At 71.0% G+C, this 26,454-nt stretch carries 21 protein-coding genes, 2 tRNA genes and 1 pseudogene; 3 read left to right on the plus strand and 21 right to left on the minus strand.

Annotated elements, in window-relative coordinates; translation table 11 throughout:
* Positions 1–440: 440 nt before the first annotated feature.
* Together D6270_RS10020 and D6270_RS10025 are read left to right on the plus strand one after the other, a co-directional pair.
* The gene (locus D6270_RS10020) at positions 441–2,075 is read left to right on the plus strand and encodes a ferric reductase-like transmembrane domain-containing protein (protein WP_109165732.1); all 1,635 of its coding nucleotides are present in this window, start codon (positions 441–443) and stop codon (positions 2,073–2,075) included.
* On the plus strand, positions 2,072–3,649 hold the full coding sequence (locus tag D6270_RS10025; RefSeq protein ID WP_109165731.1) for an NADH-quinone oxidoreductase subunit NuoF family protein: 1,578 nt from the start codon (positions 2,072–2,074) through the stop codon (positions 3,647–3,649). Before D6270_RS10020 ends, D6270_RS10025 begins: the two co-directional genes overlap by 4 nt.
* A 66-nt stretch (positions 3,650–3,715) precedes the next feature.
* Here the strand turns inward: D6270_RS10025 and D6270_RS10030 are convergent.
* The 9 genes from D6270_RS10030 to D6270_RS32920 all read right to left on the minus strand — a co-directional run bounded on the left by D6270_RS10030 (position 3,716) and on the right by D6270_RS32920 (position 8,817).
* Positions 3,716–3,788, minus strand: a tRNA-Ala gene (locus D6270_RS10030).
* A gap of 148 nt (positions 3,789–3,936) precedes the next feature.
* The gene (locus D6270_RS10035; RefSeq protein ID WP_093693264.1) at positions 3,937–4,170 is read right to left on the minus strand and encodes a hypothetical protein; all 234 of its coding nucleotides are present in this window, start codon (positions 4,168–4,170) and stop codon (positions 3,937–3,939) included.
* Positions 4,171–4,493: 323 nt separating this feature from the next.
* A tRNA-Ala gene (locus tag D6270_RS10040) sits at positions 4,494–4,566 on the minus strand.
* Positions 4,567–4,682: 116 nt separating this feature from the next.
* The gene (locus D6270_RS10045; protein ID WP_109165730.1) at positions 4,683–5,336 is read right to left on the minus strand and encodes a histidine phosphatase family protein; all 654 of its coding nucleotides are present in this window, start codon (positions 5,334–5,336) and stop codon (positions 4,683–4,685) included.
* The gene (gene rsfS / locus D6270_RS10050; RefSeq protein ID WP_109165729.1) at positions 5,333–5,764 is read right to left on the minus strand and encodes a ribosome silencing factor; all 432 of its coding nucleotides are present in this window, start codon (positions 5,762–5,764) and stop codon (positions 5,333–5,335) included. Before rsfS ends, D6270_RS10045 begins: the two co-directional genes overlap by 4 nt.
* Before the next feature lie 164 nt (positions 5,765–5,928).
* Positions 5,929–7,743: an LCP family protein gene (locus D6270_RS10055; RefSeq protein ID WP_109165728.1), complete on the minus strand. Its 1,815-nt coding sequence runs from the start codon at positions 7,741–7,743 to the stop codon at positions 5,929–5,931.
* A 19-nt stretch (positions 7,744–7,762) separates the two neighbouring features.
* Entirely contained in the window at positions 7,763–8,380 is a 618-nt protein-coding gene (gene nadD / locus D6270_RS10060) for a nicotinate-nucleotide adenylyltransferase (protein WP_109165727.1), read from the minus strand.
* A gap of 38 nt (positions 8,381–8,418) precedes the next feature.
* Positions 8,419–8,580, minus strand: coding sequence for a hypothetical protein (locus tag D6270_RS32915; protein WP_176727574.1), 162 nt, complete (start codon positions 8,578–8,580; stop codon positions 8,419–8,421).
* 84 nt (positions 8,581–8,664) lie between these two features.
* On the minus strand, positions 8,665–8,817 hold the full coding sequence (locus D6270_RS32920) for a hypothetical protein (protein WP_202418333.1): 153 nt from the start codon (positions 8,815–8,817) through the stop codon (positions 8,665–8,667).
* A 111-nt stretch (positions 8,818–8,928) separates the two neighbouring features.
* Here D6270_RS32920 and D6270_RS10065 point away from each other — a divergent pair, with 111 nt between their 5' ends.
* Complete coding sequence (locus tag D6270_RS10065; RefSeq protein WP_109165726.1) at positions 8,929–10,047, plus strand: M48 family metallopeptidase; 1,119 nt, start codon at positions 8,929–8,931, stop codon at positions 10,045–10,047.
* Here D6270_RS10065 and D6270_RS10070 read toward each other — a convergent pair.
* The 12 genes and pseudogenes from D6270_RS10070 to rplU form a co-directional block, all read right to left on the minus strand.
* Positions 9,974–11,134, minus strand: a complete 1,161-nt coding sequence (locus tag D6270_RS10070; RefSeq protein WP_109165725.1) for an SCO2583 family membrane protein — start codon at positions 11,132–11,134, stop codon at positions 9,974–9,976. The two genes, D6270_RS10065 and D6270_RS10070, sit on opposite strands and share 74 nt — an antisense overlap.
* 234 nt (positions 11,135–11,368) lie before the next feature.
* Complete coding sequence (locus tag D6270_RS10075) at positions 11,369–11,962, minus strand: SCO2584 family spore wall biosynthesis protein (protein WP_109167510.1); 594 nt, start codon at positions 11,960–11,962, stop codon at positions 11,369–11,371.
* Positions 11,963–12,137: 175 nt separating this feature from the next.
* The gene (locus tag D6270_RS10080) at positions 12,138–13,421 is read right to left on the minus strand and encodes a glutamate-5-semialdehyde dehydrogenase (protein WP_109165724.1); all 1,284 of its coding nucleotides are present in this window, start codon (positions 13,419–13,421) and stop codon (positions 12,138–12,140) included.
* Between the two features lie 94 nt (positions 13,422–13,515).
* Entirely contained in the window at positions 13,516–13,884 is a 369-nt protein-coding gene (locus tag D6270_RS10085; RefSeq protein ID WP_151414664.1) for a DUF8830 family protein, read from the minus strand.
* A gap of 250 nt (positions 13,885–14,134) precedes the next feature.
* Positions 14,135–15,252 (minus strand): annotated as a pseudogene (proB, locus tag D6270_RS10090) (glutamate 5-kinase).
* A 234-nt stretch (positions 15,253–15,486) separates the two neighbouring features.
* On the minus strand, positions 15,487–18,255 hold the full coding sequence (locus D6270_RS10095; protein WP_109165722.1) for a CDP-glycerol glycerophosphotransferase family protein: 2,769 nt from the start codon (positions 18,253–18,255) through the stop codon (positions 15,487–15,489).
* 169 nt (positions 18,256–18,424) lie between these two features.
* Positions 18,425–19,657, minus strand: coding sequence for a glycosyltransferase family 2 protein (locus D6270_RS10100; RefSeq protein ID WP_109167508.1), 1,233 nt, complete (start codon positions 19,655–19,657; stop codon positions 18,425–18,427).
* 191 nt (positions 19,658–19,848) lie between these two features.
* Positions 19,849–21,948: a hypothetical protein gene (locus D6270_RS10105; RefSeq protein WP_225976817.1), complete on the minus strand. Its 2,100-nt coding sequence runs from the start codon at positions 21,946–21,948 to the stop codon at positions 19,849–19,851.
* A 227-nt stretch (positions 21,949–22,175) separates the two neighbouring features.
* Positions 22,176–23,675 (minus strand): bifunctional cytidylyltransferase/SDR family oxidoreductase, encoded by a 1,500-nt coding sequence (locus D6270_RS10110; protein ID WP_109165720.1) that lies wholly within the window; start codon positions 23,673–23,675, stop codon positions 22,176–22,178.
* Positions 23,676–24,037: 362 nt separating this feature from the next.
* Complete coding sequence (obgE, locus tag D6270_RS10115; protein WP_109165719.1) at positions 24,038–25,474, minus strand: GTPase ObgE; 1,437 nt, start codon at positions 25,472–25,474, stop codon at positions 24,038–24,040.
* Between the two features lie 145 nt (positions 25,475–25,619).
* A complete protein-coding gene (gene rpmA, locus D6270_RS10120; RefSeq protein WP_015608479.1) occupies positions 25,620–25,877 on the minus strand; it encodes a 50S ribosomal protein L27 in 258 nt (85 codons plus the stop codon).
* Positions 25,878–25,891: 14 nt separating this feature from the next.
* Positions 25,892–26,212 carry a 50S ribosomal protein L21 gene (gene rplU / locus D6270_RS10125; protein ID WP_003969204.1) on the minus strand — a complete coding sequence of 107 codons (321 nt, stop codon included), beginning with the start codon at positions 26,210–26,212 and terminating at the stop codon, positions 25,892–25,894.
* Between the last annotated feature and the right edge of the window lie 242 nt (positions 26,213–26,454).

Raw genomic sequence — 26,454 nt, forward strand, 5'->3', positions numbered from 1 at the left:
AGCGGGGAGCGATCGGTGGGCGGACAGCGCGTGCAGGAGCCGGCCCCCATCAGCTCCGCGAGGCGATCCCTGCCTGCTCCACAGTCCGACCCCTCCCTGCTCCGCGACCCCGATCCCGCTCCACGACCCGATCCCTACCTGCTCATTCGTCGCCCTCAGTAGTTGACGCGTGATGCTCCCGTGGGCGCGCGGTGTGCGTTCGGCGGGCTTCCGGTGGGCTTTCCGCGGAGTCCTGGGGTGACGCACGGGAGGACGGGAGCAGCCGGGAAGCGGAGGTTACTCGGCGTACCGACTTCTATCGGGGCAACCGAGCAAAGCCCGTACTGGTTGGTATGGGGCGCCCTAGCATGCGGCAACGGGACCGCTTTGCCGAACTATTCGGAGTCGCCCCCATGAACCCTCATCGCAAGATCCGCGTATCCCCCACCATGAGCCCCGGAATGAGTCGGCCTGTACAGGGCGGCCTGACTGTCACCGCCCTGGTTTCCGTCCCCCTGCTCGCCGTCGCGGGGAGCGACGGCTTCCGCGCCACCCTCGATTTCACCACCGGCGTCCTGTCGCTGGTGTCGCTCAGCGCTGCCGTCGCCTGGGGCCTGCTGGCCACCGACCGGCTGTTTCTCTCCACCCGGCAGCGAATCGTCTGCCAAGGCATCCACCGGGCCACGGCCATCGCCGCGCTCGGCTTCCTGCTGCTGCACGGCACCGTGAAGATCGCCCTCGGCCATGTGTCCTTGATCGGCGCCCTCATACCCTTCGGCCTCGGCGTCACGGGCACGGCGGGGCTGATCGGCTTCGGCTCGCTGGCCGGACTGCTGATGGTCGTCACGGCCGCGACCGGCGCGATGCGCAGCGCGTTCGCCCAGCCCTCCGCCACGGCCACCCGGCTGGGACAGTCGCTGGGCTCCCCCCGGGAGGCGGGCGGGATCGCGGGCCGCTGGCGGGCCCTGCACGCCCTGGCCTACCCGGCCTGGTGCGCCGCGCTGATCCACGGCCTGTACGCGGGCCGGGCGCCCGCCACCTGGGTCGTCGTGATGTACAGCCTCTGCCTCGCAGGCGTCGCGGGTGCCCTGTGCCTGCGGCTGCTGCCCGGCCCGACGAAGCGCCGGATCACCGACCGGATCAGCGCCCTGATGAGTCCGGAGGCGGACTTCGACGCGCCGGACCCGGTGCTGCGCGGGTCCGCGCGGCCGGGCACGGAGCGCGGGCCAGGCCGCGAGCCCGCCTCGGGGCACCCGGCAGGGTGGAGCGGGCCGGACCGGGAGGTGCGGGGTACTCCGGTGCGCCCGCGCACCTTGTCGGCGCCGCTGCCCCCGCCGATGCCTCCGCACGTACCGCTGTCCGGCTCGCTCCGCTCCCTGGACGAGACCCGCCCCCTGCCCGACCCGCTCTCCCCGCACGGAACGCACTTCCTGCACGAGGCGCCGACCGACCTGCTGTACGGGGTCCAGCCCCCGGCGTACGAACCGCCGCCGCGCAGCTCCGACCGGCTCGCCGACGGGCCGGGGATCGGGGCGTCAGGTGGACCGGGCACCGGGGCGACCGGCGGGCCCGGGATATCGGCCGGGTACCGGGCCGTCTCGCAGACCGGTGACACCGCGCGCCCGCCAGCTGCCAGATGGCCCGCCCCGTCCCCCGCACCACCCGCACAAGCCCACCACCGCCCCAAGGGGGCCGAGCACACCTACGCACCCCCGCAGGAACCACCGCTGTACGCGTCACCGCTCCACACCACGCCTCCTTACAGCACACCCTCGTACGGCACAGCTGACGCGACGCTTTCCTATGGCGGCGCCCCGACGGGCAACGCCCCGACCGGCAGCATCCCCACACCCAGCGCCCCGTCCCCTTTCCGCGAAGCCACGTACGAGCCCGCGCCCGGAGCTTCGTACGAGGCCACCCGCGAATCCGTTTACGCACCCACCTACCAGTCCCCGTACAGGGCCGACCCCGTGGCCGGCCCCCTCGACACAGCCACCCACAACACTCCCGCCCCCGGCGCCCAGCCGCCGGCCGGACCGTTCTCCGCGCCCCCGGCCGGCGAACCGTGGCACGCACCCGCAGGAGACCGACTGTGAACGACCCCCTCCCCGATGTTCCCGAGGTCCGCGTCGTCGGCCTGCCGCAACTGACCACCGGCTTCGACCTGGTGGAGCGGCTCGACCTGGCCATGCACCTGAAGGTGCACGGACCTCTCGAACCGATGACCGGCGAGCGGCTGGCGGAACTGGCCGAGGCGATATCCCTGCGCGGGCGGGGCGGCGCGGGGTTCCCGTTCGGGAAGAAGATGCGGGCGGTGGCGAAGGCGTCCATCCGGCGCGGGGTGCGGCCCGTCGTCGTGATCAACGGGAGCGAGGGCGAGCCCGCCTGCCGCAAGGACACCGTCCTGCTCAACCGCGCCCCGCACCTGATCCTGGACGGCGCCCTGCTGGCCGCTGAGGCGCTCGGCGCGCGCACGCTGGTCGTCGCCGTCACCCGTAACTCCACCGAGGTCTCCGTACGCGCGGCGCTGGCCGAGCGCGGCCTCTCCGACCGGCGCGGCCAGCAGCTGCGCGCCCGGGTGGTGCGCACCCCGGAGCGCATGGTCTCCGGCGAGGCGTCCTCGGTGATCCGCGCGGCGAACGGCGGCCCCGCCATGCCCCCGGGCCGGCGCGAGCGGGCGGCGGAGACCGGGGTCGGCGGCTCCCCGACCCTGCTGTCGAACGCGGAGACGTACGCCCAACTCGCCGTCGCCGCGCGGATCGGCCCCCGCCGCTACGGGCACACCGGACTGCCGGGCGAACCCGGCACCGTCCTGCTCACCGTCTCCGGCGCCGTGGCGCGGCCCATGGTCATCGAGGTGCCGACCGGGGTGCCGCTGCGGTACATCCTCCAACTGGCCGGGGCGCCGCCGCTGCCCCAGGGGGTTCTGACGGGCGGCTACCACGGCAACTGGATCGACGCGGTCGCCTCCCACAACGCGGTCATCTCCCGCGAGTCCCTGGCCAACGTCGGCGGAGCCCTGGGCGCGGGCGCGATCCTGCCGATCGGGCCCGAGACCTGCCCGCTCGGTGAGTCCCTCCGGATCGCGAACTGGCTGGCCGCCGAGACCGCCGGGCAGTGCGGCCCGTGCAAGCTGGGGCTCCCCGCTGCGGCGGGCGGTCTCTCGGACGTGTTGAACGGTGGTGGGCCCGCAGCCCTGGAGGCCCTGCGTGAGGTGACCCAGGCCGTGAGGGGCCGGGGCGCGTGCAAGCACCCGGACGGTTCCGCGCGGTTCCTGATGTCGACGCTGTCGGCGTTCACCGACGACCTCGCCGCCCATGTCCTGGACGGCGGCTGCGGCCGCGAGACGCTCGGTGTGCTGCCGCTGCGCGCCTCCGGCTACCAGGACGTGGAGGAGTCGATCCCGAGCGGCGAGAAGCTGGCGGTGGACTGGACGCTCTGCCAGGGCCACGGCCTCTGCGCGGACATCGTCCCCGAGCTCATCAGACTGGGCCCCGACGGCTATCCGGCGGTGGCGGACGCCTCGGTCCCGATGCATCTGCGCGGACGCGCCCAGCGGGCCGTACGGCGCTGCCCCGCGCTGGCGCTCCGCATAGAGCAGCCGGCCGTCGAGCAGCGCCCCGCCCTGCCCGCCGTCAACCGGCGGGCCCTGGGCAGCGGACGCGGCTGACCGGACACCACGACGGAAGAAGCGGGCCACTCGATCCGGGTGGCCCGCTTCTTCATGTGGAACTTGTGGAGCTAAGGAGAATTGAACTCCTGACCTCCTGCATGCCATGCAGGCGCTCTACCAACTGAGCTATAGCCCCTCGTTGCTTGCCGCCCGGTTCCCCTTGGCGACATCGAGAACATTACACGGTCCCCCCGGTGCTTCACCAAATCGTTTCCACTGTGCACGCATATGCCCGAATTTTCCCGGGTGTTGAACCGTCCGCCGCAGGTCAGAGGCTCGGAGGATCACGCCGTGGCGAAGGAGTAGAAGCGCTTGAGGGTGCAGTGCTCCTCCAGGAGCCGCCCGTAGATCGGCTCCCCCTCGAGCTCCCGGTAGGTCTCGATGGGATCGCCTTTTATGATCAGCGCCCGGGCGCATTCCTCGCACCAGTACTGGTATTCGGAGTTGATCGGGTCCATGTCCCTGACAATGGGCGTGCCGCTGCCGCACCAGTCGCACTTACGCCTGTGTGCACCCATCAGTCAGCTCCAGCTGTGGCCGCAGGCCGTACACACGTAGGAGACCCCTCCGTTGTCGCCCAGGACTTGGGCCACGTGGGACGAACCGCAGGACGGACAGCCGAGCCGGGATCGATCTTCGGATGCTACGGGGCCGGGGGACGAGATGGCGACAAGGGGCAGGTCGGGGACGCGTTCGCGACTCGCAGGCATCGCGCTCCCTCCCGATCGGTCCGTCGCCCCCTCCGGCGCTCCGATTCTGCCATGACCCCGCAAGGGGGTCAGCCCGCTTCCCGCCCCTATGCAGAAGATCCCGCCCCCAGACGGGGACGGGATCCTGATTGTGGAGCTAAGGAGAATTGAACTCCTGACCTCCTGCATGCCATGCAGGCGCTCTACCAACTGAGCTATAGCCCCGCTGTCCGCCGTGTTTCCCTGCGTTTCCGCGCTGCGAACAAGAAGAACTTTAGCCTGTGACCTGCCGGAAAGTGAAATCCGGCCGTGGACGCCCGCGCACGACGTCCTGGAGGGCGCTAGTCGTCGTCGCCGAGCACCGGTTCCGGCAGCGTGCCGGCGTTGTGCTCCAGCAGGCGCCAGCCGCGCGCGCCCTCGCCCAGGACGGACCAGCAACAGTTGGTGAGCCCGCCGAGCCCTTCCCAGTGGCGCGCCTCCAGGCCGAGCAGACGGCCGATCGTCGTCCTGATCGTGCCGCCGTGGCTGACCACGACGAGGGTGCCGTCGGCGGGCAGCTTCTCGGCGTGCTCCAGGACTACCGGTGCGGCCCGGTCGGCGACCTCGGTCTCCAGCTCGCCACCGCCCCTGCGCACCGGCTCGCCGCGCTTCCACGCCGCGTACTGCTCGCCGTACCGCTCCACGATCTCCGCGTGCGTCAGACCCTGCCAGGCGCCCGCGTACGTCTCACGGAGTGCGGCGTCATGGTCCACGGTGAGGCCGGTGACGGCGGCGAGCTCGGCGGCCGTGGCCGCCGCCCGCCGGAGATCGGAGGCGACGACGGCGTCGGGCTTCAGCGAGGCGAGCAGCCGGGCGGCCCGGCGGGCCTGCCCGACGCCCTCCTCGGTCAGCTCGATGTCCGTGGAGCCCTGGAAGCGGCGCTCCAGGTTCCACGCCGTCTGGCCGTGACGCCAGAGGACGATCCTGCGGCCCCTGCCGCTGCGACTGCCGTTCAGCTCTGGTCACCTTCCGTGCTGCCGTTGAGCTGTGCGTGCTCCTCGGCCTTGCCGCGGGTCTTGATCGCGTCCTCGGGGAGGGCGATCTCCGGGCAGTCCTTCCACAGGCGCTCCAGCGCGTAGAAGACGCGCTCCTCACTGTGCTGGACGTGGATGACGATGTCGACGTAGTCGAGGAGGATCCAGCGGGCGTCGCGGTCGCCCTCACGGCGGACCGGCTTGGCGCCGAGCTCCTTCTGGAGCTTCTCCTCGATCTCGTCGACGATCGACTTGACCTGGCGGTCGTTGGGGGCCGAGGCCAGCAGGAAGGCGTCGGTGATCGACAGCACATCGCTGACGTCGTAGGCGATGATGTCGTGCGCGAGCCGGTCGGCGGCCGCCTGAGCGGCGGCGTTGATGAGCTCGATGGAGCGGTCCGTGGCGGTCACATGCAGGCTTTCGTCGGCGGTCGGATGCAACCTCTAGGGTCTCACGGACCGCCGACAACCCCTCCCGCCCACGAAATACGCCGCTGAACAGCCGGTCGTGCGGCCCTGGCTACTGGTCCTGCCGGTCCTGGCCCGACTACTGGTCCTGCCGGTCCTGGCCCCGGCTACTTGACCTTGTAGTTCTGGCCGAGCACCGCGGACACGTCCGCGTTGGCGGCCGGCTCGCCCTTCTTCACGGCACCGGCGGGCAGCCCCAGCGTCTTGGCCACCTCCGAGGCCTTGCCCTTGTCCTCGGCGCTCCGGTAGATCACGACGGATTCGGCCTCCTCCTCGGCCTTGCCGCTGTCCACGAAGGCGTAGCCGCCGTTGACCAGCGTGATCCGGGCGGACTCCCCGGCGCGTGCGTTCCCGGTGGCGTTGCGGACGGCGACCCTCAGGGGCGCGCCGTCCTCGGGAGCCTTCACCGTGCCGCCGAGGATGTCCTTGACGACGCTGCGGGTGGCCGCGTCGGTCAGGGTGCCGTCGTCCTGGACCGGCAGCATCGCCGTCTTGTAGTCGCCGACCTTGGCCCGTGAGGCCAGCGTGGCGAGCGAGGCCCCGAGGTCCTTCTCCGGCAGCGACGGGTCCAGGACCTGCGCCAGCGTCTCCACGGTGACGGTCGCGGCCTTGGGGTCCTCCGAGATCTTGCGCAGCACCGCGCGCATGACCTCGCCGAACCGCGCCAGCTGCTTGGCCTCGGCCTCCCCGGGCGCGAGGTAGGTGGCGTACGCGACGGCCATCGGGCCGCTGAGCGTCTGCGCCTCCCCCTTCTTCACCAGGGGCGCGGCGCCCTTCTTGGCGTCGGGCACATCGATGTCGGTGTCCATCTCGATGTTGCCGACCTGCTCGACGAGGATCTCCAGGTACGGGGTGTCCAGCCGCCAGGTGCCGCTGATCTTGGTGCCCAGAAGGGTTTCGATCGACTCGCGGGTGCCGGTCCTGCCGTCGTCGTCGACGGACTTGCCCAGCGTGGTGGTGGATCCGTCGTCACCGGCGACGGCGAGGGTGTTCGGCAGCAGGACGGTGGTGCCCTGCTTGGTGGTGGCGTTGTCGACGAGCAGGGCTGTCGACGTGCCGCCCTTCTTGGTGTTGTGCAGGTGCACCACGATCACGTCGCGCTGCTGGGCGCCGACGGCGACGGACTTCTTCTCCTCCGGGCCGGAGAGGCCGGGGAGCATGTCGGCGGACCAGAGGTACCCGACGCCGCCGACGACCACGAGCACGGCGACGACGATCAGGGCGATGATCCGGTTGCGGCCCTTGCGCCGGGCCTCCTCGCGCCGCTCGCTGCGGCTCTCGGTGAACTTCAGCCAGTCGATGACGTCTTCGGAGTCCTCGTCGGGCTCCTCGATGAACGAGAACTGCTCGGTGCGGTAGTCAGGTGCGGGGGCGCGCTGCCCGGGGACGGCGGGGTCCGCCTCGGCCGTCGGCTCCGGCTCGGGGGCCTGCTCACGCGTGGGCTGCGGGGTCGGCCGGGGGGTCTGCTGCGATGCCTGTTCGGGCGCGGGGGCGGTGCCCTGCTGGGGGATGTTCCACTGGCCGGTGTCGACGGCGGCGGGCTGCTGCCCGGTGGCGTAGCCGTAGTCGGTGTAGCCCCCGTAGTTGTAGCCCTGCGTCTGGCTCTGGCCGTATCCCTGGTCGGGACCCTGACCGTAGCCCTGGCCACCGCCCTGACCGCCCTGGTCCTGCTGGTGGGGGTGCTGCTGGCCCGCGTAGGGGTCGTAGGGCTGGGCCTGGGGCTGCTGGGCCTGGCCGTACGGGTCGTATCCGTACCCCGTGTCCTGGGCCTGGCTCTGCCCCTGGCCCTGCTGGGCGGCGTAGGGGTCGTACTGCTGCCCGCCCTGCTGCTGGTACACCGGCTGCCCGTACTCGTCGTAGCCGATGATCTGCGGCTGCTGGTAGTACGGGTCGTGGTCGTACGGGTTCTGTCGGTCGTTCACCGGTGCCCCTCTCCGTGGCTCAGTCGCCGCGGTACAGCTGGCGCTTGTCGATGTAGCGGACCACGCCGTCCGGCACCAGGTACCAGACCGGCTCCCCCTGCGCGACCCTCTCACGGCAGTCCGTGGACGAGATCGCCAGCGCGGGCACCTCCACGAGGGAGACGCCGCCCTCGGGGAGACCGTCGTCCGTGAGCACGTGACCCGGCCGGGTCACACCGATGAAGTGGGCGAGCGAGAACAGCTCCTCCGCGTCGCGCCAGGTGAGGATCTGGGAGAGCGCGTCGGCGCCGGTGATGAAGAAGAGGTCCGCGTCGCCGTGGACCTCGCGCAGGTCCCGCAGCGTATCGATGGTGTACGTCGGTCCGCCACGGTCGATGTCACTGCGGCTGACCGAGAACTGCGGGTTGGACGCGGTGGCGATGACCGTCATCAGATAGCGGTCCTCGGCCGGGGAGACCGCCTTGTGGCTCTTCTGCCACGGCTGCCCGGTCGGGACGAACACGACCTCGTCGAGATGGAACTGGGCGGCCACTTCACTGGCCGCCACCAGGTGTCCATGATGAATCGGGTCAAATGTCCCGCCCATGACGCCGATCCGGCGCTTGCCGGGGCCGGTAGGCACTTCCTGCTCTCCCATGCGTGCAGAGCCTACTGGCACAGCTGTACGCCTCTGTCTCAGCGGTCGCGGTTGAAGCGGGTGGTGACCCAGAGCAGGAACATCAGCGCGATGAAGGCGCCGGCGCCGACGACGTAGGGGTTGAGGCTTTCGTGGTTGCCGCCGCCCTCGCCACCGGAGGCGAGAGTGACCAGCTGGTGCGAGGTGCTCGTGAGGCTCATCTTCGGCAGGACCTATCGATCGTGAATCGGAAGGAAGACGTCGGGCACATCGTATGCGGGGCCTCCGGGCACGCTCACGCCGACTCAGTCGTTGTCATCGTTGTCGCGGTATCCACGCAGCAGGAACCAGGCGAGCAGCACCGCTCCGACGATCGAGCCCAGCAGCACGATCCGGAGGGTGGCCCCCGGTCCCTGCTGGTCGGAGACGGCGGCGAGCAGTACGGCGGTGTGCGGCATTTCGGGCGCTCCTCATAGTTATCCACAGCCCCCCGCACACCGTAGCGCCAGCGCATACGCTGGTTTCTGTCCGGGGGACGAGCAACGTCTCGTACAAACAGGGGGCCATCCATGACCGACACCAGTCACGAGAACGTGCCGAGCAGGGCGCGCAGGCAATTCCCCGGGATCTCCTCCCGGGCCTACGAGCACCCGGCGGACCGCTCGGCCCTGGTGGCTCTGCGCCGGCTCACCGGCTTCGACACCGTGTTCAAGGCGCTCAGCGGGCTGCTCCCGGAGCGCAGTCTGCGGCTGCTCTTCCTCTCGGACTCCGTCCGGGTGAGCGAGGCCCAGTTCGCCCACCTCAACGGCATGCTGCGCGACGCGTGTTACATCCTGGACCTGGAGAAGGTCCCGCCGATGTACGTGAAGCAGGACCCGCAGCCCAATGCCATGTGCATCGGGATGGACGAGCCGATCATCGTGGTCACCACCGGCCTGGTGGAGCTTCTCGACGAGGAGGAGATGCGGGCGGTGGTGGGCCACGAGGTGGGCCACGCGCTCTCCGGTCACTCGGTGTACCGGACGATACTGCTGTTCCTGACCAACCTGGCCGTGAAGGTCGCCTGGATCCCGCTGGGCAATGTGGCGATCATGGCGATCGTGACGGCGCTGCGCGAGTGGTTCCGCAAGTCGGAGCTCTCCGCCGACCGGGCCGGGCTGCTCGTGGGCCAGGACATCCAGGCCTCCATGCGCGGTCTGATGAAGATCGCCGGTGGCAACCACCTCCACGAGATGAATGTGGACGCCTTCCTCGCCCAGGCCGACGAGTACGAGAAGGGCGGGGACCTGCGGGACTCGGTCCTCAAGATCCTCAATGTGCTGCCCCGGACGCACCCCTTCACCACGGTGCGGGCCGCCGAGCTGAAGAAGTGGTCGGAGACCCGGGACTATCAGCGGATCATGGACGGCCACTACCCCCGGCGCGACGAGGACAAGGACGCCTCGGTGACGGACTCGTTCCGGGAATCGGCCTCGCATTACGCCGACACGGTGCGCACCAGCAAGGACCCGCTGATGAAGCTGGTCGGGGACATCGCCGGGGGCGCCGGGGACCTGGGCGGCAAGCTGCGCGACAAGTTCACCGGAGGGGCCGGGGCCGGCAAGGGCACCTCCGCTACGGACGAGGGCGGTACTCCCGGAGGGACTGAGGGTCCTGAGGGGCCTGAGGAGGGGCCCCGGAAGGCGTAGGGAGGCCGGCGGGGGCGGGGGCAGCTCCCAGCGGCGCCAGGGTCCCGCAGAGTGCTGCGGCGGGCCGGCCCGCCGCGTACGGGTCCGTGGCCGCGGGGCCCCGGTGGTCGGCCCGCTCCCCCGCCAGGAGCGGGCGCAGGGTCCCGGCCGCGGCGGACGAGCAGGACTGCGGCCCGGCCTGTACGTGGGCGGTGCGCAGCTCCAGCCGGTGCAGCCGCAGGTCCTCCCGGTCGAAGCGGAAGTGCAGCTCGCGCCGGACGGTGAAGAGGGAGGCGCCGTCCTCTTTGCGGGGGCCTTCGGCCGGGCGCAGGGCGTAGGTGAAGGTGTGGTCCGAGACGACCTCCAGGGTGCCCGCGCCGTCCTCCGCGTACGCGAGGGTGCCCTGGACCCTCACGTTCGGGTCCGCCAGCTCCACCTGGGCCGGGTCGAAGCGCACGAGCCAGCCGGTGGCGGCGTGGAGCCCGTCGTCGGCGGGGGTGCTCATGGACCGTTCGAACTGGCCGCGCTGGTCGGGGTCGAGGAGCTGTTCCACGGGCCGGCGGACCTGGCCGGTGAGGACGTCCGGGTTGAGCGAGGACTCCACCAGGTAGTCCTTGACGGTGGCGAGAGCGGTGGTGATCTGGCTGTCGGAGAAGTTCTGCGTGCGCCGCACGGAGGGGAAGTTGATGCCTTCCGCGCCGGTCCGGAAGCCGGAGAGCGGGGCGGCCCGGTAGAGCAGCTCGGGTGATCCGGCGGGGACGGCTCCGCGCGGGGCGAGGGGGACGACGGTGGTCCGCAGCGGTTCGGCCCGCCGGGTGACGGGCTGCGGATAGGGGTTGCGGAAGCCGATGTAGACGGCGGTGGCGAAGGCCAGGGCGATGAGGACCACCAGCACGATGGCGGCCTTGGAGCCATGGCCCGCCGGGGGCACCGGCTCCGGCAGCGTCCGCACGGCGCGGGCGTGCTCGCCCATCCGTTCCTGGGCCGAGAACTCCTGCATGCGAGCACTGCGGATGAACGATTCGTCAAAGACGAGAGAGCGGTACTCGTCCTCGCCGCCCTCGGGGTTCTCGGGCGGGCCGTTCGGCGGTTCTGAGCGGCCTGTCATGACGTCTCTCCCGCATCTCCGCACCACCGGGTCTGCTCGGTGCCCAACGGTCTGCTTCGGCTGCCGGGCGCCCGGCAGCGAGAAGCCCCCCGGGAAGCGAGGGGTCACATGTTCAGAGTAGGTCGATCGGCGCGTACGTAAACGCTGGAAGGGGGCCGAAGTGGTGGCCGGGGGCACCGCCGTACGGGTGACGGCCGGGCCGGTCGCCCGGTGCGGGGGCGGGCGCGGGGCGGCTCAGGAGGCGGAGGGAGTGGCGGAGACCGTCGGGCGGGAGCGGTCCACCACGGAGGGCGGCATCGCCCCGGGCTCCTCCCCCGCGGCCGGCGGAATCGCCCCGGGCTGGTCGACACCGCTGGTCACGGGCGCCACCGGGTCCTGGCGGTTGGCCGAGGCACCCCGGTAGACGGCGGAGAAGGCGAGGGCGACCATCCCGACGCCCATCACCAGGGCCAGCAGCCAGGCGACCGGGCGGTGCCAGCGGGCGGCGCCCCGGTAGCCGCCCGGCCCGTGGGCGCCCGGGTCCGCATCGTCGCCGTCGTCGGGGTCGTAGTCGAGGTCCTGCGGGTCGTGAAGGGCCCTGGAGCGCCCGTACGAGCCGTATTCGCCGTCCGTGGGGCGGCGGTTGCGGCGGGCCCGGGCGGCGTCGGCCTGCGCGCGGGCTTCCGCGGCGGCGAGGAGCCGCTCCACGGCGGTGGGTTCATGGACGGTGGCGGCCCGGACGAAGTCCTCGTCGAACACCACGGAGGCGAAGTCCTTGTCCGCGCCCCCGCGGTCGTCGTCGGGCTCTCCGCCGTCCGGGAACGGCTTGCCCCCCACGTCGTCCGGCACGGATTCAGCGTAGCCGTGCCGGGCCCTTTTGGGCAGGTGCTCCGGAAAGTCGCCCGCCGGGCGGGAGGGGAACATGCGGCCGGGCCCTGACCCGCAGGCGTACACCGGGGCGGGTCAGGGCCGGGCAGGAGCAGGCGGGCGGGCCCGGCCACGAGTAGACGGGCAGGTGCGGGCGCTACCGGGTGTGGCCGTCGCCGGTGACGATGTACTTCGTGGAGGTCAGCTCCGGCAGCCCCATCGGGCCCCGGGCGTGCAGCTTCTGGGTGGAGATGCCGATCTCGGCGCCGAAGCCGAACTGGCCGCCGTCCGTGAAGCGGGTGGAGGCGTTGACGGCGACCGTGGTCGAATCGACCAGCTGCGTGAAGCGGCGGGCCGCCGCCTGCGAGGTGGTGACGATCGCCTCGGTGTGGCCGGAGGACCAGAGCCGGATGTGCGCCACCGCCGCGTCCAGCGAGTCGACGACCGCCGCCGCGATGTCGTACGAGAGGTATTCGGTCTCCCAGTCCTCCGTCGTCGCCGCGACCACGGTGGCCTTGGTCCCCTCGGCGTGGGCGAGGACCTGCTCGTCGCCGTGGACGGTCACCCCGGCCTCGGCCAGGGCGTCCAGGGCGAGCGGCAGGAAGGCGTCGGCGACGTCCTTGTGGACGAGCAGGGTCTCGGCGGAGTTGCAGACGCTGGGGCGCTGGGCCTTGGAGTTGATCAGGATGTCGACGGCCATGGCCAGGTCCGTCTCCGCGTCGACGTACACATGGCAGTTGCCGGTGCCGGTCTCGATGACGGGGACCGTGGACTCCTCGACGACCGTACGGATCAGGGAGGCGCCGCCGCGCGGGATGAGGACGTCGACCAGGCCGCGGGCCCGCATCAGCTCCCGTACGGAGTCGCGGCTCTCGCCGGGGACGAGCTGCACCGCGTCGGCGGGGAGGCCCGAGCCGCCGACCGCGTCGCGCAGGACCCGGACCAGGGCGGTGTTGGAGGCGTAGGCGGAGGAGGAGCCGCGCAGCAGGACCGCGTTGCCGGACTTCAGGCAGAGGGCGGCGGCGTCCACGGTGACGTTGGGGCGGGCCTCGTAGATGATGCCGACCACGCCGAGCGGGACGCGGACCTGGCGCAGGTCGATGCCGTTGGGCAGCGTGGAGCCGCGCACCACCTCGCCGACCGGGTCGGGCAGTGCGGCCACGTCCCGGACGTCGGCGGCGATGGCGCGGATGCGCTCCGGGGTGAGGGTGAGCCGGTCGATGATGCCCTCGCTCGTACCGGCCTCGCGGGCCCGCTCCACGTCCTGCGCGTTGGCCTCGACGATCTCGGCGGTCCGTACTTCGAGGGCGTCGGCGATGGCCAGCAGCGCGTCGTCCTTGGCAGCGCGCGGAAGTGGCGCGATATCTGCGGCGGCGGCGCGGGCCCGGTAGGCGGTCTGCGCGACCGGGGACAGGTTGTCGTAGGGCGAGAGCGTGGTCATGCCCGCAGAGTAATGCGCACTCTGCGGGCATACGGCACGTATCCCGTGATGCGAGACGGCCGGCCCGGGGGGCGGACGCCTCGCCTGGGGGCTTTCAGTAGGGGTGTACGCCCACGGGGGCGGCGGGCGGCGGCCCGTACCCCTCGGCGATGCGCTGGTGGTACGTCTCGCGGTCGATGACTTCGAGGCCGACGATCTTCCATGGCGGCAGCTGGGCGCTGGAGCGGTGCTCGCCCCACAGCCGCAGCGCGACCGCGGCCGCGTCGTGCAGGTCGCGGGCCTCTTCCCAGTAGCGGATCTCCGCGTGGTCGTTGGCGTAACGGCTGGTCAGCAGGAAGGGGTGGTCGTGCGCGAGCTGTTCCAGGCCGCGTCTGACCTCCGCCAGCGGGGTCTCGGCCCCCGAGACGCTGAGGGTGATGTGCCACAGTTTCGACTGCGGGCGCTCTTCCTGCTTCGCCGTCACCGGCTCCTGTTCGGCGGTGCCTCCCAGGGGCGGGTTCCGGTCGAAATCAGCCCCCGCTCCGACACTCGTCAGGGCGCGGCTGCCCGTGCCTCGGGGCGACGCCCCCGGGCGCGCTCGTCTCACCGGCGGCCTCCTGTGATGTGTTGCTGTGCGGACCCCTGTTTCCCCGCTACAAAGTGGACCAGTCCACGGCCTGGTCTGGGGCGGTTTTGGTAAAGGTCCCTGCCCGATGGCGGGACTTTCAGCCGTTTCAGGGAGTGAGGCGGGGCGTGAGAATGACCAGATCGTCCCTGTGTACGACCTCGCGCTCGTAGGCGGGGCCCAGTTCACGGGCGAGATCGCGGGTGGAGCGGCCGAGCAGCTGGGGATCTCCTTCGCGTCGAAGTTGACGAGTCCGCGCGCGACCGGGGTGCCGCGCAGGTCGCGCAGCTCCACCGGGTCGCCGGCGCTGAACTCGCCCTCGACGGCGGAGATCCCGGCGGGCAGCAGCGAGGTGCGGCGCTCCACGACGGCCCGTACGGCGCCGTCGTCCAGGGTGAGCGCGCCCTGCGGGGTGGAGGCGTGGGCGAGCCAGAGGAGCCGGTCGGCCGAGCGGCGGCCGGTGCGGTGGAAGTACGTTCCGGTGTCACGGCCCGCGAGGGCGTCGGCGGCCCGGCTGGCGGAGGTGAGGACGACGGGGACCCCGGCGGCGGTGGCGATGTTGGCGGCCTCGACCTTGGTGACCATGCCGCCGGTGCCCACGCCCGCCTTGCCGGCGCTGCCGATGGTGACGCCCGCCAGGTCGTCGGGGCCGGTGACCTCGGCGATGCGGGAGGCGCCGGGGGTGCCGGGCGGGCCGTCGTAGAGGCCGTCGACGTCGGAGAGGAGGACGAGGAGGTCGGCGTGGACGAGGTGGGCGACGAGGGCGGCGAGCCGGTCGTTGTCGCCGAAGCGGATCTCGTCGGTGGCGACGGTGTCGTTCTCGTTGACGACGGGGACGGCGCCCATCTCCAGGAGCTGGTCCAGGGTGCTGTAGGCGTTGCGGTAATGGGCGCGGCGGCTGGTGTCGTCGGCGGTGAGGAGCACTTGGCCGACGCGGACGCCGTACCGCGCGAAGGAGGCGGTGTAACGGGCCACCAGGAGGCCCTGGCCGACGCTGGCGGCGGCCTGCTGGCGGGCGAGGTCCTTGGGGCGGCGGACCAGGCCGAGCGGGGCGAGCCCGGCGGCGATGGCTCCGCTGGAGACGAGGACGACCTCGCGTTCGCCGCCGTCCCTGACCTTGGCCAGGACGTCGACGAGGGCGTCGACGCGGTCGGCGTCGAGGCCGCCGGAGGCGGTGGTGAGCGAGGAGGAGCCGACCTTGACGACGATCCTGCGGGCGCCGGTCACTTCCGGCCTGTGGCCCGACGGCGTACGGTCCGACGGCTCGCGGCCCGGTGCCGCGCCGTCCGACGACATACGGTCCGACGGCCTCTGCTCTGCCACGTGCTTCCTCGCTCTGGATCGCCCCGGTGTCCTGCACGGGGCGTACGTGCCGCCCCCGGCACAGCACAGTACGCGAGCGACCGCCCCCGCTGCCCGCCGGTTTCGCCCGGTGGACAGCCGTGGGGCGGCCGGGGTGGATCAGCGCTGCTGCTCGTCCTTGACGGCGAGCATCCGGTCCACGACGCGGGCGGCGGCGCGCCCGTCGGAGGGCTCGCAGAAGTCGACCCGGAACTGGGCGTACTTCTCCTTGTACTCCTCGCTCACCTCGTCGATGTTCCGGATCGCGGCGACCAGGTCCTCGGAGGTCTTGATCAGCGGTCCGGGGGCGCGGGAGGTGAAGTCGAAGTAGAAGCCGCGCAGGGTGTCGCGGTAGTGCTCCAGGTCGTACGTGAAGAAGAGCATCGGCCGCCCGGAGTGGGCGAAGTCGAACAGCACCGAGGAGTAGTCCGTGATCAGCACGTCGGCGATCAGGTACAGGTCGGCGATGTCCGGGTAGTACGTGACGTCGTGGACGAAGCCCTGTCCGGCGCCGGGGATGGAGTCGAGGACCTTGTGGTGCTTGCGGTAGAGCAGCACGTGGTCCTCGCCGAGCTCGCGCCGGGCGGCCTCGACGTCGATCTGGTTGTCCAGCTTGAAGCGGCGGCCGCCGTAGCGCTGGTCGTCGCGCCAGGTGGGCGCGTACAGCACGACCTTCTTGCCCGCGGGGATGCCGAGCTTCTCCCGTACGGCCGCGGCGCGCTTGACGCGGTCGGGGGCGTGGAAGACGTCGTTGCGCGGGTAGCCCGCCTCCAGCACCTCGCACTGGAGGCGGAAGGAGTTGGTCATGATCGGGGTGGTGAAGGCGTTCGGCGTGATGAACAGGCTGTACTGGCGCGAGCGCTGCGGGAGGCTCGCGATGTAGGCCAGGTTCGCCTTGGGGGTGCCGAGCAGATCGGCGCCGATGCGCTTGAGCGGGGTGCCGTGCCAGGTCTGGACGACGACCTGGCCCTCGCGGCGGACGAACCACTCGCGGATGCCGCCGTTGGTGACGACGTACCGGCTGCGGGCCAGCGCCTCGTACCACTCGGTGCTGCCCCACTCCACGCCGCGCACGCCGGGCGGCAGGACGACCTGCTGGTCGTGGACCATCGCGATGTGCTCCACGTCGGTGCCCCGGCGCTTGAGCTCCTCGTAGACCGCGCGCGGCGAGTCGGAGAACTGCTTGCCGCCGAAGCTGTTGTAGAGCACGGCCTCGCGCAGCGGCAGCTTGCGCTGCTCGGGGGTGTAGACGTCGCGCATGAGGCGCTGGCGGTAGGCGCCGCGCAGCTCGGGGCCGAGGACCGGGCCGGACTCGATGAAGAGCCGGTCGAAGTCGAGGCGCTCCACGGTGTACGTGCGGCGCTCGCCCCGGTGGGAGAGCGGCAGCACGGAGACGAGGTCGGGGCGGAGCGTGACGGGGAGGTCGCGGGTGTGGTCCCACTCGGTGCGCAGGCGCAGGCGCGGCATCCAGCGGCCGGCGCGCAGCGGCACGGTGCCCTCGTAGGTGGGCATGGTGTCGGGGCGCAGGCGGGCGGTGAAGCGGCCGTCGGCGAAGTCGACGGGCAGCGGGCGGTCCTCGTTGCGGCCGGTGTGGCGCAGCACCATCTTCATCTGCTCGGCCGGGCCGGTGTAGGCGCCGGAGAGCAGCAGCTCGCCGTCGGCGGTCCACTCGACGCTGTCGACGACCGGCTGGACGGTGCGCAGCTGCGGGGTGAAGTTCCCGGCGCCGTCGGTGAGGATCGCCAACTCGCGCCCGTCGGGCAGCGGGTGGACGCCGGTGTTCAGGTTCTCGCCGTTGGTGGCGCGGCGGGTGGTGCCGTCGGCGAAGACGATGAGCGCGCGGTACTTGCGGGACTTGCCGGGGGTGATGCCGTCGACGGGGAGGTCGGCCAGCGGCAGCTTCGCGGTGTGGCGGAGCCAGCCGTCGTCGCCGGTGCCGGTCTGCTGGAGCGGCAGGTCGGTGGCGTAGCCGCTCGGCTCGTGGTCGATGCGGAGCGCGGTGGGGTACTTGCCCGCGGGGGCCGTCACGCGGGAGCGGAGGGTGACGGTGAGCGTGTCGCCGTCCACCTTCTGGGAGTCGATCTCGGCGGGGACGACGTCCACGGTGAGTTTGAGCCGGTTGCGGTCGAAGCCGGCGACGAGCCGGACGCCGTCGTCGAGGGAGCGGGTGTAGCTGTGTCCGGCCGCGCCGGCGTTGTTCTTGGTGATGCTGCCCACGGACATGCCGCCGGGGCGCGGGATGCCGATGCCCAGGCGCCAGGTGCCGGACTGCCACTGGCCGCGGACGCGCAGCCGGCCCGGGTCGATGCCGATCTCGAAGCCGGACCAGTCGTAGTTGTGCAGGGCGCCCTTGGCCTCGGTGGTGGCGCGGGGCTCCTCGACCGTGCGCAGGCGCAGCGGGAGGGTGGAGCGGCTGCCCTGGCGGCGGAGCACGGCGACGCGCAGGGAGCGTTTGCCGGTGGCCGAGGGGACGTTGGGGATGTAGGCGTAGCCCTTGACGACGAGCTTGCCGTCCTCCCAGACGAGGTCCAGGAGCTTTCCGCGTACGGGGAGTTCGCTGCGGTTGAAGTTGCGCACCGAGGACGGCAGCGAGGAGCTTTCGATGCCGGGCAGCTCGATGCGGGCCCGCCGCAAACCCTTGACGGAGAAGGCGCCCGGGTTCTCCCGTTCGTAGTGGAGCAGGCCCGCCAGCTCCTCGCCCCGCCCGCTGGCCGCCAGGTGCCACTTGACCCGGGCCATCGGGGAGAACTGCCGGACGATCTTGGGAGCGGCCCTGTCCAGGAAGTCCTTGGCCGCGCTGTGGAAGGCAGGGCGCTCCTCGGCCGGGGTCTCCGGGAAGTACTTCATGAGCCGGCTGAGCTCTTCGGGGATCGCTTCGAGGGACGCCACGGGGGGAGGGCCTTTCCGGGGGGACGTGCAGATGATGAACCCCTGGAAGACGGGGCGTAAATGAGACGTCTACAACGGTCTCATGGTTGCACCCCAGTATGGCGTGACACCAATCACAGGATCGACCCGCCCCGGGCCCTGGTCGGGGCGGGTCCGCAGGTGGGCGGCGTCAGACGCGGTGTGCGCGGGGAGCCCGCAGGGCGGTCAGCACCGTACGGCGGGCCTTGCGGACCACGCGCCGGGCGAAGGACACGTGCGGCTTCGGGCGCGGCGGGTCGATCCGCTTGCCGCCGGCCCATTCGGTGACGGCCACCTCGTAGGCGCTTTCGGGGAGTACGGAACCCTTGCCCGCCTCCTCGAAGTGCGGGTAGGCCAGGAGGGTCCGGCCGTCCCGGCGGACCACCTCGGGCTGCTTCTTGTCACGGAGGAAGGCCGCGATGTCGAGGAGGAGGTCGAGTCGCCCTTCGGCGAGGGCGGTGAGCCGCAGCCGCTCGTGGACCTTGAGACGGCGGCCCAGCTCCGGTGTCCAGTAGGCGTCCATCAGGGGGGCGGCGAGCGCCATCTTCTTCGTGCGGACGGCGGCGGACTGTTTCACCAGTCCGGGTCCGAACTGGGGCAGCAGCGTGATGACGAACGGACGCACCATCAGGGAATCCCGGCGGGGTCCGGCGGGCACCAGGTCGGCGATGAGCCCCATGAGGGCGCGGGCGGAGTCGAAGCGGCGGGTGTAGCTGCCCTTCTTGGTCATCTGGTTGCGGTCCTCGCGGCCCACCAGGTAGTAGCAGGTGTAGTCGGCGACGACGGAGACGCCGTTGCCGCGCAGATACGCCTCCATGGTGAACAGGGCGTCCTCGCCGGTCTTCAGCTTCTCGTCGAAGCGCATGCCGAGCCGTACGAGGAGGTCGCGCCGGAACAGCTTCTGGGCGCTCAGCGTGAATTTGATGTTGGACGCGTAGAGGTCGGCGCGCTCCACGGTCTCTTTCCACATCGACTTCGCGGCACCGCGGTTGACGCCGACGATCTTTCCGAGGATCACATCCGTGCCCGCCCGGTCCCCCATGGCGACCATGCGCTCCAGGGCCTCCTCGCCGAAGTAGTCGTCGGCGTCGAGGAAGAAGACGTACCGGCCGCGGGCGAGCTCCAGGCCGGTGTTCCGCGGGCCGCTGGGGCCACCGGAATTGGGCTGCCGGACGACGCGCGTGGGGATCGCCGTACGGGCGGCGAACTCTTCCAGGTACTCGCCCGTGCCGTCCGTGGAGCCGTCGTCGATCGCGACGATCTCCAGGCGTCCGGCGCCGATCGTCTGGGCCTCCACGGACTCCAGGCACCGGACCAGGTAGGGCATCGCTTCATACGCTCCGATGATCACACTGACATCGGGCTCGTGGTTCGTCCTGGGCATGTCGTCCCTGCGCACCTGTCGATTTCATCACGAAAGAGGGTGGATTGCCCGACTCTGCACCCTTTTGTGCTTCGACACGCCGAACGACCCGTACATCCCTCCCTGAGGGGAGACGTACGGGTCGCCGTCGAGGTTGCCTCATTTTCGGCCAGTTCGATCAGGTGTGCGCCTGCTGGCCGGTTGTACGTCTGTCAGCGCGCCGCCGAGGTGCCCTCGGTGACCGGGCTCTCCGCCTCGCTCTCCACCGCCGCGTCCGGGTCCGCGTCGGCACCGGCGTCGGCCAGCGCCTCCGGCTCGCCCGTGCCGACACCGCTGGTGACCGCCTCGCTGTCCGGTACGGCCACGGCCTGGTCGCCGATCCGCTGGGCGACACCGGCGTTGCGGGCCTCGGCCTTGGCGGCGAGCGCCCGTACGGCGGCGTTGAACTGCTCCATGGAGGTCGGCTCGTCCGGGCCCAGGAGATACGTCTTCAGCTCCCGGCGCGCCCCGGCCAGCGTGTCGGCCGCCGGGTCCGCGACGGCGGCGAGCAGCTCGTCGAGTTCCCCGGCGCCGTTGGAGAGGATGACCGCGGCCCGTACGGCGGTGTTCTGCCGCTTGAACTCCTCGGCGCCGAGCCCCGCGGAGTCGGTGACCGCGTACGGCTTGCCGCTCGCGATGAAGTCGGAGACCACGCTGGAGATGTCCGAGACCATGGCGTCGGACTCGTTGAAGCAGTCGTACAGCTTGGGCTGCGCGCCCGTCACCGTACGGTGCTCCCACCAGCCGAAGGAGCGCCAGTAGGCGTCGTTCCAGCCGGCGCGCAGCTGCGCCGCCTCGGCCTCGCGGGCGGGGTCGGCGAGCGAGACCCGCGACTCCTCCGCGTCGTCCCCGCCGGAGCGGCCCACGGCCGCCAGCTCCGCGAGGCGGGCGTCGATCCGCACCAGCTCGGCCTTGGCGGCGCTGTGGGCGGCGGCGGCCCGCTCGGCCTCCTTCGCCCAGCGCGGCTCGGCGGCCCGCTCGGTGGCCGCCTTGCCCAGCATGCCCCGGATGCGGGCGTCGACCGCCTTGGCCTTGGCGCTGCGGATGCCGGTGAAGGGGTGCGGCTTGTAGATGATCCGGACCGGGTCGTCGGCGGCGAGCAGCCGGCGCACGATGTTCTCGCCCGCCAGCAGCAGGGAGGTGTTGCCGGGGTTGTCGTCCCAGCCCTCCCAGGTGGGGGCGTACAGCACGGTCGGGATGGGGTTCTTGACCGTGCCCGTCCAGCCCTTGATGGGCTCCAGCTGCGGGCGGCCGACCTCGACGATGTCCTCGTCCCGGACGCCCACGTCGGCCAGCGCGTAGCGGTCGCGGCCGGCCCGGCCGGCCGTCCAGACCTCGTCGTACACCTTGGAGTACGGGTTGACGCTGGCGAGCTTGTCGCTGTCGCCGTGGCCGATGAAGACGTGCTTCATGGTCGGCACGCGCAGGATGTGGATGTTCTTGCCGACGTTGGCCGGATACAGGCAGACCCGGACGGTGGAGAGGTCCAGGTTCATCAGGTGCGTGCCCGCCGGGACGCAGATCACCGGGACGGAGGTCTCGGCCAGCTGCGGGACCAGTCCGCGCTCGCGCATGACGATCAGCGGCCGGCCCTCGACCCGGGCCATGGTGTCCAGCCACATGTTGCCCTGGTAGGCAGACTCGTTGGAGCCGGAGAAGTAGAGCACCACGGTCGGCTGGTACTCGCGCAGCCAGGTGTCGACGGCCTTGAGCACGGCGGCGGCCGGGGGCACCAGGGCGCCGCGGCGTACGTACGGCAGGAGCGCCGCGAGGTAGGCCAGGGCGAGCACCAGGGTGAGGGCGGCGCCGACGTAGCCGACGACGTACTCGCGGGTCCCGGCGGCGATCAGGATGCCGACCATCGCGGGGATGTCGAGGTGCAGCATCTTCTCGGCGCAGCGGCGCAGCAGCGCACCCGGCGGGGCGTCGGGGATGCGTACGGCGTGCAGGTCCACGTTGCGGGTGACGACCGGCATGGTGCGGCGGAGCCGGATCAGGGTGGTCAGGGCGCCGTGCGGAGCCTGCAGCCCGTAGAAGAGCAGGAAGGTGGCGACCGCCGTGTAGAACAGCGGCTCCTCGGCGAGGTCCAGCCGGGCCAGCAGCAGGATGAGCATCAGCTGGCGCAGCAGGAAGCGGATCGGCAGCCCGGCCCGCACCTTGCTGAGCCGGTTGACCAGATAGCTCCCCCGCTGATGCAGATACCAGTCCGCGGCGTACGTGACAGCCGTGGCCGCCGCGAAGAACCAGACGTTCGGAATGAGCGCGGCGAGCATGACGCAGGGATATCCCAGCCCCATCAACAACGCTGCCGCCAGTTCTGACCTGCTGCCCACGCGGGCCAGGCGAATGGCTGTCGAAATCACGAAGAACCTGCTCCAGGGGGGTGCCGGTTTGATTCACCTATTGAGGGAAATGTGAAGGTGCGGCTTCACGCATACGGGCCTCTGTGATCGCGCTAAGCGATAACAGAGGCCCGAATAAGCACAATTGTCAAGAATTATTACACATCTTCTTGACGGTCCAGCACGGAGGCCAGCGCCTGCTCGAAACCGGAGGACGCGGAGGCTCCGGCCGTCGGGTCCTGCTGACGTACGTCGATGACGTGGCCGGTCAGCGCGGAGAGCAGCACGTCCAGCGAGGTGCGCGCCACGGCCTCCGAGGAGAGCAGCGAGCCCTCCGGCTCCTGGCCGAACGCCTTGGTGCGCATCGGCGTCGCGGTCCGCTCGGGGTTGACGCAGTTGACGCGGATCCCCTCGCCCGCCCACTCGTCGGCGAGCGCCTGGGTCAGGTTGACCATGGCGGCCTTGGTGGAGGAGTAGAGGCTGTACTCGGCGCGGCCGCGGGTGTAGCTGCTGGAGGTGTAGAGCAGCAACTGGCCCTGGGTCTCGGCGAGGTACTTGTAGGAGGCGCGCGCGATCTGGACGGGGGCCAGGTAGTTGACGTTCAGGGCTTCCTGGATCGTCGCGTTGTCGGTCTCGGCCAGCTTGCCGATGCGCAGGACGCCCGCGGTGTTGATGACGTAGTCGATACGACCCGTCTCGGCGTACGCCTTGGAGAGCGCCTCCTCGACGTGCTCGGGGTTCTCCACGTGCGTGCCGGTGGTGGAGCGGCCCAGGGCGTAGACGTCGGCGCCGTAGTTCTCGGCCAGCGTGGCGATGTCGGCGCCGATCCCGTACGAACCACCGAAGACGACGAGGGTCTTGCCGGAGAGCAGCTCACGGTAGGCAGCCTCGTCGGCCTGGCGCGGGGCGGCGGTGGAGGCGAGCTGGAAGAGCTTGTCGGTGATGAAGACGTCGACCGGCTGGGTGACCTTCATGTTGTACTCGTCGCCCGCGACCACGTAGATCGGCACGTCGGGGAGGTACTTGAGGACCACCGAACAGTCGTCGGTCGCCTGGAAGTTGGGGTCCCCCGCCGCGATCGTGTACGCCTTGCGGATCGTGGAGAGCTTGAACGCCTGCGGGGTCTGGCCGCGGCGCAGCCGGGAGCGGTCGGGGACCTCGGTGATGAACTCCCCGTCGCCGCCGTGGGTGCGGGTCACGATGATCGTGTCCGCGGACGGGATGGCGACGTCGACGGCGTCGTAGCGGTCGAGGGCGTCGACACAGTCCTTGATCACACGCTGTGACAGCAGGGGGCGCACCGCGTCATGGAAGAGGACGTTGCGGTCCTCGCCCTCGGCCAAGCCCTCGCCGAGGGCCGCGATGGCACGCTCGGTGGTCTCGTTGCGGGTGTTGCCGCCCTCGATGATCCGGGTGACCTTGGTCAGTCCGGCCTTGGCGACGATCTTCTCGACGTCGGGCACGAAACCCGGCGCCATCAGCACGATGACGTCGTCGATGTCCTCGGCGTTCTCGAAGATGGTCAGCGTGTGCTCGATGACTGCCTTGCCGGCGATCTTCAGCAGCTGCTTGGGGATCGACAGTCCCACGCGCTGACCGGTTCCACCGGCGAGCACGACCGCTGTGGTCCGGGGCTTGGCTTCGTGCGGCACAGACACAGACGACCTACCTTGCTATGACGAGGGAACAGTGTGATGGTCGCACTCTCCGTGACCGTCTCGCAAGGTGGACGTCGTCCGCCGCTCGTCCCACGGAAACCCGCAGTTCACCCTCTGGTCAGGGAGGTTGGATGGTACGGGGCCGGTACGCGGGGTGATCGACCCCACAGAGGTGTTGCGCAATCGGCACATCCCGTGGCCCGGCCACCCGGTGTGACCGCCACAGCGGCCGGCCTGGCCGGCATCCGGGGGCGAGGCTACCGGACGGCCCGGCTCCACAGGGAACCGAGCCGTCCGGGACCGCGCTGAAGCGGTCTCGCCCGGCCAGAGGCCGGGGCTCGCCCGTCCGAAGCCGATCCTGGCTAGAAGGGGTCGAACTCGTCGTACTCCTTCTCCGCGTCGTCGCGCTCGGCGTCGCGGTCGCGGCGACGCTGCGCGGCGGGGCGCGGCTCCTCCAGGCGGTGGTCCTCGCCACGGCGGCCGAGCATCTCGGCGCCGGCGCTCACGGTCGGCTCCCAGTCGAAGACGACCGCGTTCTCCTCGGGGCCGATCGCCACACCGTCGCCGGCCCGGGCGCCCGCCTTCATCAGGGCGTCCTCGACGCCGAGGCGGTTGAGCCGGTCCGCGAGGTAGCCGACGGCCTCGTCGTTGTTGAAGTCGGTCTGGCGCACCCAGCGCTCGGGCTTCTCGCCGCGCACCCGGTAGATGCCCTCGTCGTCCAGGGTGACGGTGAAGCCCGCGTCGTCGACGGCCTTGGGCCGGATGACGATACGGGTCGCCTCCTCCTTCGGCTTGGCGGCACGCGCCTCGGCGATGATCCCGCCGAGCGCGTAGGAGAGCTCGTTGAGGCCCTTGTGCGCGATCGCGGAGACCTCGAAGACGCGGTAGCCGCGGGCCTCCAGATCGGGCCGGATCATGTCGGCGAGGTCCTGGCCGTCCGGGATGTCGATCTTGTTGAGGGCGACGATGCGGGGCCGGTCGTCCAGGCCGCCGTAGAGCCGCAGCTCCTCCTCGATCATGTCGAGGTCGGAGACGGGGTCGCGGTCGGACTCCAGCGTCGCGGTGTCCAGGACGTGTACGAGGACCGAGCAGCGCTCCACGTGGCGCAGGAACTCCAGGCCGAGCCCCTTGCCCTGGCTGGCGCCGGGGATGAGCCCGGGGACGTCGGCGATGGTGTAGACGGTGGAGCCGGCGGTGACGACGCCGAGGTTGGGGACGAGCGTGGTGAAGGGGTAGTCCGCGATCTTCGGCTTGGCCGCGGAGAGCACCGAGATCAGCGAGGACTTGCCCGCGCTCGGGTAGCCGACGAGGGCCACGTCGGCGACGGTCTTGAGCTCGAGAACGATGTCCCGGCTCTCACCCGGCTCGCCCAGCAGCGCGAAGCCGGGGGCCTTGCGGCGGGCGGAGGCGAGCGCCGCGTTGCCGAGGCCGCCGCGGCCGCCCTGGCCGGCGACGAAGGTGGTGCCCTGGCCGACGAGGTCGGCGAGCACATTGCCGGCCTTGTCCAGGACGACGGTGCCGTCGGGGACGGGCAGGACCAGGTCCTGGCCGTCCTTGCCGGAACGGTTGTCACCGGCGCCGGGCTGGCCGTTGGTGGCCTTGCGGTGGGGGCTGTGGTGGTAGTCCAGCAGCGTGGTCACGGCCTGCTCGACGACGAGGATCACATCGCCGCCGCGCCCGCCGTTGCCCCCGTCGGGGCCGCCCAGCGGCTTGAACTTCTCACGGTGTACGGAGGCGCAGCCGTGGCCTCCGTTACCCGCGGCGGCATGCAGCTCGACGCGGTCCACGAAGGTGGTCATGGTTGGTGCCTCCAGGTACAGCAGGAAAATACGGAATTGTCTCTGTCGTAACACGCCGAGGGCGGACCCGCTTCCCCGGTTGCCGGGAAAGCTGAGATCCGCCCTCGGAAGGTGCTGTGTGCCGTTCTGCGCGCGTCGAAAAGGATCAGACGGCGAGCGGAACGATGTTCACGACCTTGCGGCCACGGTGCGTACCGAACTCCACCGCACCGGCGGTCAGCGCGAACAGCGTGTCGTCGCCGCCACGGCCGACGCCCGTGCCCGGGTGGAAGTGCGTGCCACGCTGGCGGACCAGGATCTCACCGGCGTTGACGGCCTGACCGCCGAAGCGCTTCACGCCGAGCCGCTGAGCATTGGAATCGCGCCCGTTCCGAGTGGACGATGCGCCCTTCTTGTGTGCCATGTGTTCTCAGTCCCTTACTTCGCAGCCGCGGGGATACCGGTGACCTTGATCGCCGTGTACTGCTGGCGGTGACCCTGGCGACGGCGGTAGCCGGTCTTGTTCTTGTAGCGAAGGATGTCGATCTTCGCGCCCTTGTGGTGGTCCACGATCTCAGCCGTGACCTTGATGCCGTCCAGCACCCACGGGTCGCTGGTGACCGCGTCACCGTCGACAACGAGCAGGGTCGAGAGCTCGACCGTGTCGCCAACCTTGGCAGTGGAAATCTTGTCAACCTCAACGATGTCGCCGACAGCAACCTTGTGCTGGCGACCACCGCTGCGCACGATGGCGTACACGCGGATCTCTCTCTCGCTCGGAACGGATCCCCTGATGCCAGCCGCTCGCACGGGCCGAAGCCCGCACCGATCCGGAAGGATGAGCGGCCTCTCCTGGCGGACGGCGCGAACACCGACCGTTACCGGGAGGGATGTGCTCAGGGGTAGGTGCGTACGGAAACACACCGAGGGTCAAGGTTACGGGGCGGGGGTGTGGGGGTCAAACCGGGGTCTCCCGAGTCGGCCTCTGTCCCGGCCCGCAC

Origin of the sequence: Streptomyces griseus subsp. griseus, assembly GCF_003610995.1 — a bacterium.
In the GTDB taxonomy this organism is placed as follows: domain Bacteria; phylum Actinomycetota; class Actinomycetes; order Streptomycetales; family Streptomycetaceae; genus Streptomyces.

What these genes read in the sequence shown, in the direction of transcription:
- D6270_RS10020 (WP_109165732.1), top strand. Translation starts at nt 441, where the DNA reads ATGAGTCGGCCTGTACAGGGCGGCCTGACTGTCACCGCCCTGGTTTCC.
- D6270_RS10035 (WP_093693264.1), bottom strand. Translation starts at nt 4,170, where the DNA reads ATGGGTGCACACAGGCGTAAGTGCGACTGGTGCGGCAGCGGCACGCCC.
- nadD (WP_109165727.1), bottom strand. Translation starts at nt 8,380, where the DNA reads ATGGGAGAGCAGGAAGTGCCTACCGGCCCCGGCAAGCGCCGGATCGGC.
- D6270_RS32915 (WP_176727574.1), bottom strand. Translation starts at nt 8,580, where the DNA reads ATGAGCCTCACGAGCACCTCGCACCAGCTGGTCACTCTCGCCTCCGGT.
- D6270_RS32920 (WP_202418333.1), bottom strand. Translation starts at nt 8,817, where the DNA reads ATGCCGCACACCGCCGTACTGCTCGCCGCCGTCTCCGACCAGCAGGGA.
- D6270_RS10065 (WP_109165726.1), top strand. Translation starts at nt 8,929, where the DNA reads ATGACCGACACCAGTCACGAGAACGTGCCGAGCAGGGCGCGCAGGCAA.
- D6270_RS10070 (WP_109165725.1), bottom strand. Translation starts at nt 11,134, where the DNA reads ATGACAGGCCGCTCAGAACCGCCGAACGGCCCGCCCGAGAACCCCGAG.
- D6270_RS10080 (WP_109165724.1), bottom strand. Translation starts at nt 13,421, where the DNA reads ATGACCACGCTCTCGCCCTACGACAACCTGTCCCCGGTCGCGCAGACC.
- D6270_RS10100 (WP_109167508.1), bottom strand. Translation starts at nt 19,657, where the DNA reads ATGCCCAGGACGAACCACGAGCCCGATGTCAGTGTGATCATCGGAGCG.
- D6270_RS10105 (WP_225976817.1), bottom strand. Translation starts at nt 21,948, where the DNA reads ATGCTCGCCGCGCTCATTCCGAACGTCTGGTTCTTCGCGGCGGCCACG.
- obgE (WP_109165719.1), bottom strand. Translation starts at nt 25,474, where the DNA reads ATGACCACCTTCGTGGACCGCGTCGAGCTGCATGCCGCCGCGGGTAAC.
- rpmA (WP_015608479.1), bottom strand. Translation starts at nt 25,877, where the DNA reads ATGGCACACAAGAAGGGCGCATCGTCCACTCGGAACGGGCGCGATTCC.